We start from the raw sequence: 13925 nt of genomic DNA, 5'->3' as shown, positions 1-13925 counted from the left end.
GTCGCTTAGCCGTCAGCGTCCATAAAATACGAAATCCGGGTGCGCGGCTTCAGGTATTCTTTTACCGCGTCTGGCAATTTAGAGATAGGCACAGCCGTGTCTATCTCTAGCTCACTGTCACGCATGTCAATGATGGTGGCTTGATCAGAAGGAATATCCGGGTCATAAATCATCACATTGGGTTTAAGTAGGGCAGAGCTGTTCACCGAGATAATCATGCCGAGATCGTCATTCGACAACTTTACCACCGTTCCTGGCGGATAAACGCCCATCATCTTGACAAATAGTGCCAACAGACGCGGGTTGAATTTGGCTTTATTGTCTTTAAAAAGATGAGACAAGGCGGCAAAAGGCATCCGTGCGGATGCGCCAAACTGAGGACGACATAAGCGGTCAAAAAAGTTCACCATACTGACAATCTGCGCCGCTTCGTCGATGTCATCACCCAATAGGCCTTTGGGGAAGCCACTGCCGTTAGCAAACTCGTGGTGCTGGGCAATGATGGTTTCGACTTCAGGGGTACACTCTTCCATTTCTGCTACCAGCTCCGCCCCATAATTAACATGTTGACGGTAGTAATTCATTTCCGGCTCTGTCAGTCGCTCCTTTTTTCGCACGATGGCCGACGGCACCTTCTTGGTACCGATATCATGCAGCACCGCGCCGGTGATCAATGCGCGAAGCTGATCATTGTCGTACCCGTTACTGCGTGCCAACATCAGCGCGAGGACGGCCACATTCAGTGAGTGCGCATACATGTCTTCTGCCAGGCTCGGATCGTCCATTAGATGCAGGGTGACATTCGATTCGCTACCAAAGACCATCATGCTATCGACGAGCATGCGGACATCCTCGTTAGCCGCTTGTGGACGGTTGGCTGCCTTCATATTGATGGCCCGTAGCTGTGCCATCGAACGTTGATAATGCTTCTGCACTTTTTGAATGCGAGCACGAAAGCGGCGTTGTTCCTCTATGCGCTGTTGTTTTTCCTGCTCCATCGCCGCTTTTTCTCGGCTGACTGCATGTGGATCGACTTCATCCGGGTTTTCTTTTTTTTCTGTCAGCGCGGGTAAGGGGACTGTCGTACTTTTATCTGGGTAGTAGTAGACAAAGCTTGTTGGGAGCGAGCGTATCACCTTCGCTTGTGCCTCGCTTTCTATTTGAAAACGATTAAGCATAAACGGATGATCGCGCCATTTTAGCGGCAGTTTGATATAAAGACCGGCTTGAAGTCGCTCTGTTGAGAGTTTAATGCTATTGGCTGACATGCGTTAATGACACTCGATCCATGAGGTAAAAGACAAGAATAAACCCCAACAGATTACCATAAATAGGCGATGTTGAGTAAAAAGCCTAATCGCTATCGCACTGAACGGAAGTCGACTTAAAGGGTAGCAAAAAGTGCCAGAGGGGGATGCATTTGGTGTCGTGGCAAAGCGTTGCGTACCGTGTTTATAGCGGTGCGGCCTGCAAGGTGCGGCCTGCAAGGTGCGGCCTGCAAGGTCACCGACACGGTGTCGGCATAAAAAAATCCCCACTCGTGTAAGCAGGGATTTTCGTAAACATGGTGCCCGGAGGCGGAATCGAACCACCGACACGGGGATTTTCAATCCCCTGCTCTACCGACTGAGCTATCCGGGCTAAGGTGCTCTATTTAATAGCATTAACCTAAGAATGTCAAAGTCTATTTAACTGACGCATTCCATGGGTATAAACCTGAATTCCTGCCTGGCATATCGACTTTTTGTGATCTTATTCATTAATTTGCATTGACAAAAAGCCACATAAAGGTGTCTTTGCTTTGTCATTTATCCCGCCTGATTTTCTTATCTTATTGTTTTTTAATTTCTATTCTTGATGGTGCTGATTCATAAACAAGGCATTGACCAAAACCTCCTCAGCAAAAATAAGGCCTTATATAAGTTGTTCGATTGATTATTGCTACACTTATTCAACAAGCAAATGAGATATCTTTTTTTGACAACCGTTTAGGGCGGTTCAGCCATGCAAATAGAACTCGGAAAATCTCTCGATGTTTCTCACGTACAGCAAGCCAAAGCGGACTGGGAGGCGAAAGTCGCGGACGCCTCTTCATGTGTGATTGACGCGAGCCAACTGAGCCGAATCGATGGTGCTGGCCTGCAATTACTGCTGGGGTTGGTACTTTCGTGTGATGACCTTCAGTGGCAAAACGTACCGGATTGCTTACATACTTCGGCACAACATGCCGGCATGACGACTTTATTAAAGCTAAATACTTGATACACGGAGTAGGAGTAAAAGGATGGCCAATATACTAGCAGCGGATGATTCGGTGTCGATTCGGCAAATGGTGAGCCACACGCTAAAAGAGGCGGGTTATCAGGTTGAAACAGCGAATGATGGTGCAGATGCACTGCGAAAAGCAAAGTCTAAAAAGTTTGATCTCATCATTTCCGACGTCAACATGCCGGTGATGGATGGTTTTGAGTTTGTTAAACAAGTGCGAGGCGTGCAGCAGTACAAATTCACGCCGATATTGATGCTCACTACCGAAGCGTCTGCTGAGAAAAAATCGGCGGGTAAAGCGGCGGGCGCGACAGGATGGATTGTTAAACCATTCAACCCAGATACCTTACTGAAAACACTAAAGCGCGTGCTGTAAGGCGCATCAACGGAGGGTGATATGGCCATGGATATGGACCAGTTACGACGCATCTTTTATGAAGAATGTCGTGAGAACCTCGAAGTGCTGGAAAGAGAGCTCTTGGCGCTTGACCCGGGGGCGACAGATCTTGAATCCATTAATACCATTTTCCGTGCTGCGCACTCGATTAAAGGGGGGGCTGCCACCTTTAATCTTGACGATATTAGTCACTTCACTCATGTGATGGAAACCTTGCTTGACGAGGCTCGGGAGGGAAAGCGACAGCTCGACAGCCACACGATCGATGTATTACTGCGTGGTGGCGATTGTATCCTCGCGATGCTTGAAGCATACGAAAATGAGGCTGAGTATGACGAAAGCGAGCGAGATGCGGTGACTGCCGCCCTCAATGCGATTATGGACAGTGACGGTGCGGCTGATTTCTCTTCAAGTGCTTTATCCACGCAGCCGATATCGAGTGACCATGGCTCACAGGAGGCGATGGCCGCAGACATCGAAGAGTGGTTAATCACCTTTGTGCCTCACCCGGATATGTTGTTTTCAGGCAATGACCCTGTCCGGATTTTGCGTGAGTTACATGCATTACCGGGTGGGGCGGAAATTAGCTGTGATCCGACCCAACTGCCACGTTTTGCGCAGTTAGACCCTGAAAAGCTGTATTTACGTTGGGATATTCGGGTTGATGGACATGTCCCACGTGATGAAATCGAAGCGATTTTTGAATGGGTTGAAGACGAGTGCGATCTCACGATTACGCCTATCCATTGTGGCGAGGCCAGTGATGTGGATACCGAACCGGTTGAGGTGGAACCGTCTGCCACTGTGCCACAATCCCCGGAAAAGCCCGCCTCATCTTCTCAGCCCAAATCCGCTGCCAATAAAGCCAACAAACCTGCGGCGAAAAGCGAAGCCAGTGTGTCTTCTATCCGGGTGGAGATAGACAAAGTCGATAACCTAATCAACCTCGTGGGCGAGCTAGTGATTACACAGTCGATGCTGGCAGAGTTAAGTAGTGACTTCTCCCCTGAGCGGATTGAGCAATTGCAATCTGGCCTTGAGCAACTGATGCTCAATACCAAAGAGTTGCAAGAAAGCGTGCTCGATATCCGCATGTTGCCGATCAGTTTTGCCTTTAACCGTTTCCCTCGTTTGATTCGTGATCTCTCCTCCCAGTTGGGAAAGCGGGTGGAGTTAGTTATTGAAGGCGAGAGCACCGAGCTAGATAAAACCGTGCTCGAACGAATTGCCGATCCGCTGGTGCATTTGGTTCGCAACGCGGTGGATCATGGCTTAGAAACCCCAGACGTCCGCGCGGAAAAAGGCAAGCCTGAAACAGGGAAAGTGCATCTGAATGCTTACCATCAGGGCGGCTCGATTGTGATTGAAGTCAGTGACGATGGCGCTGGATTACACAAAGAAAGGATCTGGCGCAAAGCGCTGGATAAAGGGCTGATTTCAGACGACCTCCCGCTCAGTGAACTGACCGACGCGCATGTTTTTAATCTTTTGTTTGCGCCGGGTTTTTCAACGGCGGAGCAAGTGTCTGATGTGTCAGGGCGTGGCGTGGGCATGGACGTGGTGCGCCGCAACATTGAGCAACTGGGCGGCAACATTGATGTGCACTCAGCACCAGAGCAAGGCAGTACCTTTAAAATCAGCCTGCCGCTGACATTGGCTATCTTAGACGGTCAGTTGGTGAAAGTAGAAGGCCAAGTATATGTGGTGCCGCTGATCTCTATCATTGAGTCGCTTCAGATTGATAGCCGCCAAATTAAAACCGCATCTGGTGTTCAGCTTTATCGGTTGCGAGAAGAAAACATTCCCATTCTTCGTTTAAAAGAAGAGTTTGAGCTCGGCAGCAGTGGCGACGATCTTGATAAACAGCTGCTTTGTTTGGTCGAAGCCGGGGATAAAAAGGTCGGCCTGCTGCTTGATGAGCTGCTCGGGCAGCAGCAAGTGGTGATCAAAAGCTTGGAGTCAAATTATGCCCGCGTGCCTGGTATTTCAGGCGCGACCATTCTAGGAGATGGCTCTGTCTCACTCATTTTAGATATCCAAGGCTTAATCACTCAGTTTTTAGCACGTGTCAGCGATGCCAGCGGTCATATCGCGGCGGCATAAGGAGAGGCGATGCAGACGGTAACGGAATCAGACAATGTGCTCGATATCGATGATCGTGTTGAGCAACTGCAAGGCAGTGACTATCTGAGCTTCGAACTAGATGGCGAACTGTATGGCGTCGATATCCAAACGGTAGAGGAGATTCGGGTGTGGGAGTCACCGACACTGATCCCGCGCTCGCCCACTTTTATTTTGGGCGTGATCAACCTACGCGGAATGATAGTGCCCGTGATGGATTTACGTATTCGCTTTCAGGCCAAACAGGTCGATTATCACCGAGAAACCGTGGTGCTGATTTTGCGCGCCAGTGAAGTCGCCAATAACAAGGTGATGGGCGTAGTGGTCGATGCCGTTTCCGATGTGGTTGATCAAGGGGAGGGACAGATTATGCCTCCGTTTGGTGATTCTCAGGTGATTGCTTATGTCAGTGGCTTACTCAATGTCGGCGAACGGGTGATGTCGTTGGTGAATGTGGATGAGTTGTTGCGTATCGAGCGATGGATATAGGTGGGGATATGGCGCAATCGCGAGAATACTTAAGTTTCTTACTCGAGGATGAAGAGTACGGCGTCCATATTCTCGATGTGAAAGAGGTGAGAGGGTGGTCGGAAGTCCGTCGTATTCCTAACACTCTGCCTCACATGTTGGGGGTGCTGGAGTTACGGGGGGAGTACATTCCCATTATGGACATTCGCCAGTGCTTTGGTATGACGCCAGCGACGCTCACCGCCATGAGCGTCATCATTATTGTTCGCAACCAACAAGGGGTGTCGCTCGGTATCGTCGTGGATGCGGTGGCTGAAGTGCACAACTTGGAAAAAGAGCAAATTAAAGCCCCTCCGGGACTGCACCAACACGATGAGTGGTACATGGAGGGCATTGCGTCAGTGAATGACAGGCACCTGGTGTTGATTAACTTGGAACAGTTGTTCGACTTTGATCAGTTACAACAAAGCGCACAACCGGAAAGCGCAAACGAGGACTAGAATATGGCGTGGTTTAAAAGGGAAGTACAGCAAGACAACCAACAGACCAAACAGAATGTGCAGCTGTTAGCGGCACTTAATGTCGCGCCTGCTGCACTTGTGATGCTCGATAGTCAGCAGCAAGTCACCTTGATTAATCGACGTGCGTTGCAACTGTTGCAGTGTTATCAGGCCGCGATTCGCGAGCACGGCAATGTCGATTTCACCGCGCAAAGTGAAGTGCTGTTTGGTAAACCGATGAGCAGCATACTTGCGGCGGATTTGGTGGACTACCAACAGTGGCAGCAGCTTATTGACGACAAACCATCGGTCCAAACTGTCGAGTTAGGCGCGGGCAAGTTGCGTGTGTCTGCCAGTAAAGTCGCCGATGGGCAAGGCTACAGTGTTGAGCTGTGTGATGTGACGGCACGCGCCCACCAAGCGGAGGAGCACCAACGTCTTAAAGGCGCATTGGATAACACTCACAGTGCGTTCGTTTTATTGGGAAGACAGGGCGAAATCACCCATGTGAATGAGCAAGCGGTAAAACTGTGTAAACAGCATGAGAAAACCTTTCGGGCGAAAAACAGTGCCTTTGTTGCCAGCCGTGACGATATTCTTGGCAAACATATTGATTATCTTTTTCCTCAGCTGCAGCGCGAAACCTTTCATACCCCCGATAAGATGCCTATCAATCGGGATATTCGCTTTAAAGATGCGCGCTTTGAGTTTCATGCCACTGCCAGTTACGACCGTCACGGTAAGCATGTAGGCACCACGATTGAGTGGCGTGATGTCACTGAAAGGCGTAAGAAAGAGTCAGAACGTTCATTATTGGCGGCCGTGGTCGAGGGAATGACCACCAATGTAATGCTAGCAGATAAAGACGGTACCATTCGCTATCTTAACCCGGCAGTGACGGAGCTATTCAAGAGCCGTGAAGATGAAATGCGCGAGATTTTCCCCGGCTTCTCAACGGATAAACTCGTAGGCACTAGTATTGACCAATTCCACAAAAACCCAGCGCACCAACAGTCTGTGATTGCCAACCCCGACCGTATGCCATTTAAAGCTGAGATTACGGTCGGGGAACTCGAATTTGCGCTTAATTGTATTGCCCTCTACGACGATGACGATGAGTACATTGGCCCTGCGCTGCAATGGGAGGACATTACCGAGCAAATGGATAGTCAGCGCCAAGTTGAGCGTCTTATCGCAAAAGCGGCGGATGGTAATCTGAGCGATCGGATGAATACCAGTAAATATCGTGGCGCGATGGCAAAACTCGGTGAGGGGATCAACCAGTTACTGGATAGTGTTGTCGATCCGCTTAACGAGTGTATTCGCGTGATGCGAGGGGTCTCGAAAGGGGATCTCAAAACGACTATGCCGGAAGACTACAAAGGCGAGTTTGAAGATCTCAGCCAAGCGGTCAATGCATCGATTAATAACGTTCGTAACATGGTCGAAAAGATCACGCATTCGTCGGCACGGGTGGCGTCTGCGTCAGCCGAAATTGCTGAGGGAAATAACGACCTGAGCGAGCGCACTGAAGAGCAGGCGGCTAACCTGCAGGAAACGGCTGCCAGTATGGAGCAGATGACAGCGACCGTGAAGCAGAATGCGGAAAGTGCGTCATCGGCCAATACTCTCTCCACTAAAGCCAGTGAAAAAGCGCGCAAAGGCGGTGAAGTGGTCAAAGAGACCGTGGATGCGATGGCGGAAATTAACGATGCCAGCAAGAAAATTGCTGACATCATTGGGGTGATTGATGAAATCGCATTCCAGACCAATTTGCTGGCTTTGAATGCGGCGGTAGAGGCTGCGCGTGCGGGTGAGCAAGGACGTGGTTTTGCCGTTGTTGCTGGCGAGGTTCGTAACTTGGCGCAACGCAGTGCCGGCGCGGCGAAAGAGATCAAGGACTTGATCAAAGACAGTGTGGAAAAAGTCACGCAAGGGTCGAAGCTCGTGGACGAGTCTGGCGAAATGCTAGAAGAAATTGTCGCGTCGGTGTCGGAAGTCTCCCAGTTGATTGACAAAATTAATGCGGCGAGCCAAGAGCAAGCCACGGGCATTGATGAGATCACACGCTCAGTGGCACGAATGGACCAAATGACACAGCAAAATGCTGCGCTCGTTGAAGAAGCGGCCGCGTCTAGTCAGTCGATGAGAGAAGAGGGCGCGGAGTTAATTAACTTGATTGGCTTCTTCCAAGTGGATATTGATGCCGACAAGCTCGCAGATATTCAAACCCCGAGCTCGAAACCCAAGGTTACCCCGACTCACACGACTAAGATAGCGCCTAGAGCGAGCAGTGACAGTTACCGCAATGGTGAGGCCGCCAAAGCGCGTCTCAAGGCAGTGAACAGTCAAAAGTCGTCGAGCAATGAAGTCAGTGATGAGTGGGAGGAGTTTTAATCATGTCAGCGCCAGTGAATGCTTCGTCGGCTGGCGCCTATGATTTTAGCCAACGGCATTTCCACTATGTACAGAAGTTTATGCAAAGCGAAACGGGTATTTTTCTTGCGGATAAAAAGAAAAGCATGGTGTATGGCCGGTTGGCGCGCTGCTTACGCAGAACAGGGATGGCGACTTTTGATGATTATTTTGCGTTGGTGGAGCAGAGCAAAGATGAACGTGTGGCCTTCATTAACGCGCTAACCACCAATAAAACCCAGTTCTTTCGTGAACGTCATCATTTTGAGTTTTTAGCGTATCAGCTTATTCCGCAGTGGCAAGCGGCGAAGCAAAAGCGTATCCGGATTTGGTCAGCGGGCTGTTCGACCGGTGAAGAGCCTTACACTATCGCCTCCGTGCTCGCGGGTCATGGGATGTTAGAGGGGCAATTAGATGTACAAATTCTTGCCACTGACTTAGATACCCAGGTGCTCAACACCGCCAGTAATGGCACTTACAGTTTGGAAGTGGCGCACACCATCCCCAAAGCGTATTTGCAAAACGGCTTTTTAAAAGGAAAAGGCATCAAACAAGACTTGTTTAAGGCCAAGCGTCAGCTTCGTGATGTGATCAGTTTTAAACAACTGAATTTAAAAGGGGAGTGGCCTCACAAGCACGCAATGGACGCGATCTTTTGTCGCAACGTGATGATCTATTTTGAACGCGATACACAGCAGCGACTCATTGAGCGGTTTTGGCAGCAGCTTGTTCCCGGCGGTGTGCTTTTTATCGGCCACTCGGAAGGGATCGGAAAGATGGCAGAGAGGTTCGATAACTTAGGCCACACTATGTATCGCAAACGGGAGTGATATGCACCAAGCGTTGGAATTACATCATGCGCATGAGAAAACACTAAAACGTTTTTTTAGTCCTGAGCATGATAAGCACATGGTGAAGCTCCAGCCTGGCGATGTTTATGTTAGCTCTGATGATGAGCTGATTGCCACAGGCTTGGGCTCATGTATTGCCGCGTGTATTTGGGACCCTTTGGCTCAAGTTGGAGGCATGAACCATTTTATGTTGCCACTCAAGCTAGAAGAGGCGGAGTCCACCTGGACACCCGAACAGAATTTGTCGCGTGCCGCGCGCTACGGCAACTACGCGATGGAAATTCTGATCAACTCTTTGTTGCAACAAGGTGCGGTGAAAAACCGGCTGCGGGTAAAGCTGTTTGGTGGTGGCAATATCATGGGGAAAAACATCGCGATTGGCCGTAAGAATATCGATTTTGTTCGCCAATATGTCATCAATGAGCAACTCCCCTTGATATCTGAAGACCTTGGGTTGGCATTTCCACGCCGGGTACTTTTCGAGCCGCGCACGGGTAAAGCGTGGGTAAAGAAGATTCAATCGTTGAGCCAAAAAGAGTTGGTGGCGGAAGAAACGCAATACAACCAGCGCTTGCTGCAGGAGTCTTACAATGATGGCGCCGACGAGCAAGATGTGGAGTTATTCTGATGAGCCAATATCGCTACAAAGTGTTAGTTGTCGATGACTCGCCGCTTTATCGCACCTTGATAAGAGAATGCCTAGAAAGTGACGCTGAGTTAGAAGTGGTTGGCGCAGCGGCAGACCCCTACGAGGCGCGCGAGAAGATTAAAAAGCTTAATCCCGACGTGATCACGCTCGATGTTGAAATGCCCAAAATGGATGGCATCCAGTTTCTTAAAAACCTGATGCGTTTGCGGCCGATGCCCGTGATCATGGTCTCGACCCTGACTCAGCATGGTGCAGATGTCACCTTGGCGGCACTGGAAATCGGCGCGGTGGATTATGTGCCTAAGCCCTCAGCGAACAGCGCGACCGCGATCACTCGCGAGCGTGATGAGCTGGTCAGCAAAGTGAAAATGGCTGCCCAGGCCAATGTCGGACAAACAAAGAGTTGGCATAAACAGCCGAATGTCACCATCGATCGTCAGCATTATAACCGCCGGGGCTATCAAGTCATTGGTTTGGGGGCATCGACGGGAGGAACAGAGGCACTGCGCGGCGTCCTCGAACGTCTGCCTGCCCACATGCCACCGGTTGTGGTGACGCAACATATCAAAGCGGCGTTTTGTGGCCCTTTCGCCAAGCGGTTAGACCGTGCGTGTCGTTTGCAGGTTGAAGAAGTGACTTCGGAAAGGGTGCCTTTGGTACAAGGGCATGTCTATGTGGCGCCGGGAAACCAACACCTTACCGTCGTTAATCGACAAGGGCATTTGTATTGTCAGCTCTCTAATAGTGACCCGGTTGAACGACATCGTCCATCGGTTGATGTGATGTTCTCATCCATCGCAGAGTCGGTGGGAGAGAAATCTATTGGTGTGATATTAACCGGGATGGGCAGAGACGGTGCAAATGGTTTGCTGCAAATGTATCAAACCGGTGCACTTACTGCTGCGCAAGACCAAGCGAGTTCTGTGGTATGGGGAATGCCAAGAGTCGCGATCGAACTTGGTGGCGTGGCAAAGACGCTGTGTTTAACCGAAGTGGCAAATTTTTTAGTGGAGGCCGTGTATGGACGCTAATCGCTACACATTTGTTTGGCCACCTGCGCTGACGATGGTCAGTGTGGTTGCGTTAGCGCTTTGGTCAATGTCTTGGCAGACCATGGCGCTTGCTGGGCTTGTGCTCGTCAGCATGAGCTGGCACCTGTGGCAATTACGCCACACAGCGCAATCTATCACTCAGCATGGCGCCTCTGACAGCACTGAGACGGGCGATGAGCCTCAGCAAATTTTGCGTCGTATCCACCATATTCTGTCTATTGAACTCGTCCCTATCCGTGAGCAACTCTCACGCCAACGTGAGGTGATTGATCACTCGGTAGAAAGCCTTAACAACAGCTTTTTCGCGATGCAAAGTGCCTGTCGTGATCAGGTCAACACTGCCACCAAAATGGCCAATGAGCTGCTCTATAATGATGAAAGTGAATACAGTCTCACCAAGGTGTTGCCAGCCACTGAGAAAGCCATTGATGGCTATATCGACATCATGGTGAAGGTCAGTGATAAAAGCGTGGCGTCGATTTATATCATTGAAGAGATGTCCGGCAAGCTCAATGAAGTGTTCCAGCTGTTGGATGATGTGCAGGCCATGTCGGAGCAGACCAACTTATTGGCGCTTAACGCGGCGATTGAAGCGGCGCGAGCGGGGGAGAATGGGCGCAGTTTTGCGGTGGTGGCGCAAGAAGTTCGTTCCCTCGCGATTAAAGCGACCGACCTGAATACCGAAATCCACAAACACATCGATTTGGCCCAAGACAGCGTCGATAAAACAAAGTCGACAGTGGGGGAGATCGCCTCGCTCGATATGACCGAATCAATTCGCTCGAAAGACTATATTGATTCGCTCCTTGAAGGGGTTAAAGAGGTCAATGATGAAGTGGGTAAAGAGATAGAACGCGTTTCCTCTCTGGGCGAGCAAGTGCAAAGTGAAGTGAACACGTGTATCAAAAACCTCCAGTTTGCCGACATTGTATCGCAACAAGGTGGGCACATACTCGATAACTTGCACATCTTAGAAGAATTGAACGAGCTCATTATTAACACCATGGCGGACGATACCATCGACTGGCCGCAACTCAACCAACAGGTCAATGAGATAGAGGAAAAAGCGGGGTCTGCGGCGCGAGCGCCAGCGAAACAAGCCTCGTTAGACGAGGGTGACATTGAATTATTTTAAGGATGATTCATGAATATCAAACGCGACATATCGAGTGATGAAAAACAAGCCGTTTTGCATGTAAAGGGCGAGTTTAACTTCGCTTTGGTTCAGGAAGTGCGTAACGCCTATGTGGATCTTAAAGGGAAGGACGTGATCGTCGATTTACGGGAAGCGACTTATATGGACAGTGCGGGACTGGGGATATTGCTCAATATGCAAGATTATCTCGATAAGCCTAATGGTGCGATCAAGCTGGTCAATTGCTCTGATGCGATAAAACGGGTGCTATTGATTGCCAAGTTTGAAAAGAAATTCCACATTGAGTGAGTAAGCGCCTATGAACGTCTTGGTAGTGGATGATGAACCGGCATTAGTACATTATATTGCCGCGGCATTAAAGACCGAAACAGACAATATCAGTATGGCGATGAATGGCCAAGAAGCGTTATCGCTCCTCGAGAATATTGATCCTGTAATGTTTCCTGATCTCATCATTTCAGATGTGAATATGCCCAAGCTCAATGGCTTTGACATGGCGCAAGAGATAAGGAATCGCTATCCGCAAACATTGCTGCCGATTGTGTTCCTTACCGGGGTCAGTGATCCTGATATCTTTGCTAACTGCTTGAAAACAGGGGATGACTTTGTCAGCAAACCCGTTGACACCGCCGTGCTGATCGCCAAGGTGCGCACGCATTTGCGCCATGTTCGCTTATTCCGAGAAGTTAGCCATCAACGCGACCAGCTCAAGCAATTCCAAGAAACCACCGTTTACGAACATGCCATGGCTAGCCAGATATTTGAGCGCTTGATGTCGTTCAATGTTGATGGCGTGCCGGGTGTCGAGACGTTCTCAGGCGCATTTAGCCTTTTTAATGGTGATGTGACCATGGTTCTCCGCCGACCATTTGGTGGACTCTATATTATGATTGCGGATGCCACTGGGCATGGCTTACCCGCCGCTATCAGTACTATTCCTGCGGTTAAAACCTTTATCGCCACGGCAAGACGAGGGTTGCCTGTGGGTGATATGGCCATTGAAATAAATGAGCATATCTGTACTTTTATGCCAGTTGGCACCTTACTTGCCGGCGCGTTGGTGGAGGTGATGCCAGATGGCCTGACGGTTAACGTTTGGAGTGGCGGGCTACCCGATGCGTATTGTCTGGATAAACACGGGCAAGTACTCGCCTCATACCAAGGTCGGCATATGGCATTAGGCGCACAAGCAAAAGGGCAGTTTGATGCCACTATCACTCGATTAGCACTTCAGCCGGGCCAACGCTTGTTTTTTGCTACCGATGGCGTAACAGAAGCACGCAATAGCGCAGGTAAGCAGTTGGGCGAAGTAGGGCTGATTCGGACCTTAAGTGGCTGTCAAGGCAGTTTGATAGCACAAACCAAGCGTACCTTAACTGCCTTTGCCGGTGACAATGGTGTCACGGATGATGTGTCTATGCTCGAGCTGACCTTTCCGCTGATAGCCCCTCCTCGTGAGCCACTTTCCGAAAAGAGCGCGACTTATTCGGTCGTCCCTTCAACAACTCACATCGTGTTTGATACGGCTTTGCTAAAAGAAGCGGATATTGTTAGGGACTTGCGCGGCCGTGTAAAAGGGATGGTCGGCGAGAGTACTGACTTAGATTTGATTTGTACCGTGGCGTCAGAGCTTATCACCAATGCGCTGGACTATGGCATTTTAGGCATGCAGTCGGTGAGTAAAGACGATGTGGATGGCCTACTGCATTACTTTAGCGAGCGGCAAGCCAAGCTCAACGCGTTGAGCGGGGATTACGCCATTAAACTTGATTTGGTTTATCAGCCTGTAGAAGGCTTCTTTAACATGCGTTTGTCACACACGGGAGACGGGTTCGACTATCAGTGGCACTTACATGATAAAAATCATGATGCAGATAGCCTTTCCGGTCGAGGGATTACTCTGGTGCAATCAATCTGTGAGGAGGTCATTTACAGTGATGAAGGGCGTCAAGTCGATGTGGTATTCAAATTACAGATGAATGAGTGACATAGTTGGCGATAGCCAAACAAGCCAAACAAAAAAAACGCTAACCTTTCGGCTAGCGCTT

Annotated in this window: 13 protein-coding genes and 1 tRNA gene; 12 read left to right on the top strand and 2 right to left on the bottom strand. The window is 49.8% G+C overall.

The window, feature by feature from the left end:
• Positions 1-5 precede the first annotated feature (5 nt).
• Complete coding sequence (locus EHW58_RS04620; RefSeq protein WP_152795023.1) at positions 6-1268, bottom strand: HD domain-containing phosphohydrolase; 1263 nt, start codon at positions 1266-1268, stop codon at positions 6-8.
• 297 nt (positions 1269-1565) lie between these two features.
• Positions 1566-1641: transfer RNA gene (locus tag EHW58_RS04615), tRNA-Phe, on the bottom strand.
• Positions 1642-2004: 363 nt separating this feature from the next.
• On the opposite strand from EHW58_RS04615, the gene EHW58_RS04610 reads away from it, so the two are divergent.
• Genes EHW58_RS04610 through EHW58_RS04555 form a run of 12 tightly spaced genes read left to right on the top strand, consistent with a single transcriptional unit; the run spans position 2005 to position 13864 of the window.
• On the top strand, positions 2005-2262 hold the full coding sequence (locus tag EHW58_RS04610; RefSeq protein WP_152795021.1) for an STAS domain-containing protein: 258 nt from the start codon (positions 2005-2007) through the stop codon (positions 2260-2262).
• A gap of 22 nt (positions 2263-2284) precedes the next feature.
• The gene (locus tag EHW58_RS04605) at positions 2285-2644 is read left to right on the top strand and encodes a response regulator (protein ID WP_046074018.1); all 360 of its coding nucleotides are present in this window, start codon (positions 2285-2287) and stop codon (positions 2642-2644) included.
• Positions 2645-2665: 21 nt separating this feature from the next.
• Positions 2666-4768, top strand: a complete 2103-nt coding sequence (locus tag EHW58_RS04600) for a chemotaxis protein CheA (RefSeq protein ID WP_152795019.1) — start codon at positions 2666-2668, stop codon at positions 4766-4768.
• A 9-nt stretch (positions 4769-4777) separates the two neighbouring features.
• Positions 4778-5275: a chemotaxis protein CheW gene (locus EHW58_RS04595; protein ID WP_046074020.1), complete on the top strand. Its 498-nt coding sequence runs from the start codon at positions 4778-4780 to the stop codon at positions 5273-5275.
• An 8-nt stretch (positions 5276-5283) separates the two neighbouring features.
• Positions 5284-5754 carry a chemotaxis protein CheW gene (locus tag EHW58_RS04590; RefSeq protein ID WP_046074021.1) on the top strand — a complete coding sequence of 157 codons (471 nt, stop codon included), beginning with the start codon at positions 5284-5286 and terminating at the stop codon, positions 5752-5754.
• Positions 5755-5757: 3 nt separating this feature from the next.
• A complete protein-coding gene (locus EHW58_RS15955) occupies positions 5758-8151 on the top strand; it encodes a methyl-accepting chemotaxis protein (RefSeq protein ID WP_152795017.1) in 2394 nt (797 codons plus the stop codon).
• Positions 8152-8153: 2 nt separating this feature from the next.
• Positions 8154-8999 carry a protein-glutamate O-methyltransferase CheR gene (locus tag EHW58_RS04580; RefSeq protein WP_152795015.1) on the top strand — a complete coding sequence of 282 codons (846 nt, stop codon included), beginning with the start codon at positions 8154-8156 and terminating at the stop codon, positions 8997-8999.
• A gap of 1 nt (position 9000) precedes the next feature.
• Positions 9001-9648, top strand: coding sequence for a chemotaxis protein CheD (locus tag EHW58_RS04575; protein WP_152795013.1), 648 nt, complete (start codon positions 9001-9003; stop codon positions 9646-9648).
• The gene (locus EHW58_RS04570) at positions 9648-10700 is read left to right on the top strand and encodes a chemotaxis response regulator protein-glutamate methylesterase (protein WP_152795011.1); all 1053 of its coding nucleotides are present in this window, start codon (positions 9648-9650) and stop codon (positions 10698-10700) included. The genes EHW58_RS04575 and EHW58_RS04570 overlap by 1 nt, the downstream gene beginning before the upstream one ends.
• Positions 10690-11856: a methyl-accepting chemotaxis protein gene (locus tag EHW58_RS04565; protein WP_152795009.1), complete on the top strand. Its 1167-nt coding sequence runs from the start codon at positions 10690-10692 to the stop codon at positions 11854-11856. Before EHW58_RS04570 ends, EHW58_RS04565 begins: the two co-directional genes overlap by 11 nt.
• 9 nt (positions 11857-11865) lie before the next feature.
• Positions 11866-12165 carry an STAS domain-containing protein gene (locus EHW58_RS04560; RefSeq protein ID WP_046074027.1) on the top strand — a complete coding sequence of 100 codons (300 nt, stop codon included), beginning with the start codon at positions 11866-11868 and terminating at the stop codon, positions 12163-12165.
• A 10-nt stretch (positions 12166-12175) separates the two neighbouring features.
• Complete coding sequence (locus tag EHW58_RS04555) at positions 12176-13864, top strand: SpoIIE family protein phosphatase (RefSeq protein ID WP_152795007.1); 1689 nt, start codon at positions 12176-12178, stop codon at positions 13862-13864.
• Positions 13865-13925: the final 61 nt, after the last annotated feature.

This window comes from Salinivibrio sp. VYel1 (assembly GCF_009377945.1).
GTDB classification, from domain to species: domain Bacteria; phylum Pseudomonadota; class Gammaproteobacteria; order Enterobacterales; family Vibrionaceae; genus Salinivibrio; species Salinivibrio siamensis.
The sequence above is the reverse complement of the archived record's forward strand: the minus strand, read 5'-3'. Positions and strand labels throughout refer to the sequence as shown.

Excerpts from the sequence above, each read along its gene's own strand:
- EHW58_RS15955 (WP_152795017.1), top strand. The coding sequence starts at position 5,758 with ATGGCGTGGTTTAAAAGGGAAGTACAGCAAGACAACCAACAGACCAAA.
- EHW58_RS04590 (WP_046074021.1), top strand. The coding sequence starts at position 5,284 with ATGGCGCAATCGCGAGAATACTTAAGTTTCTTACTCGAGGATGAAGAG.
- EHW58_RS04560 (WP_046074027.1), top strand. The coding sequence starts at position 11,866 with ATGAATATCAAACGCGACATATCGAGTGATGAAAAACAAGCCGTTTTG.
- EHW58_RS04565 (WP_152795009.1), top strand. The coding sequence starts at position 10,690 with ATGGACGCTAATCGCTACACATTTGTTTGGCCACCTGCGCTGACGATG.
- EHW58_RS04580 (WP_152795015.1), top strand. The coding sequence starts at position 8,154 with ATGTCAGCGCCAGTGAATGCTTCGTCGGCTGGCGCCTATGATTTTAGC.
- EHW58_RS04620 (WP_152795023.1), bottom strand. The coding sequence starts at position 1,268 with ATGTCAGCCAATAGCATTAAACTCTCAACAGAGCGACTTCAAGCCGGT.
- EHW58_RS04570 (WP_152795011.1), top strand. The coding sequence starts at position 9,648 with ATGAGCCAATATCGCTACAAAGTGTTAGTTGTCGATGACTCGCCGCTT.
- EHW58_RS04595 (WP_046074020.1), top strand. The coding sequence starts at position 4,778 with ATGCAGACGGTAACGGAATCAGACAATGTGCTCGATATCGATGATCGT.
- EHW58_RS04605 (WP_046074018.1), top strand. The coding sequence starts at position 2,285 with ATGGCCAATATACTAGCAGCGGATGATTCGGTGTCGATTCGGCAAATG.
- EHW58_RS04575 (WP_152795013.1), top strand. The coding sequence starts at position 9,001 with ATGCACCAAGCGTTGGAATTACATCATGCGCATGAGAAAACACTAAAA.
- EHW58_RS04610 (WP_152795021.1), top strand. The coding sequence starts at position 2,005 with ATGCAAATAGAACTCGGAAAATCTCTCGATGTTTCTCACGTACAGCAA.
- EHW58_RS04555 (WP_152795007.1), top strand. The coding sequence starts at position 12,176 with ATGAACGTCTTGGTAGTGGATGATGAACCGGCATTAGTACATTATATT.
- EHW58_RS04600 (WP_152795019.1), top strand. The coding sequence starts at position 2,666 with ATGGCCATGGATATGGACCAGTTACGACGCATCTTTTATGAAGAATGT.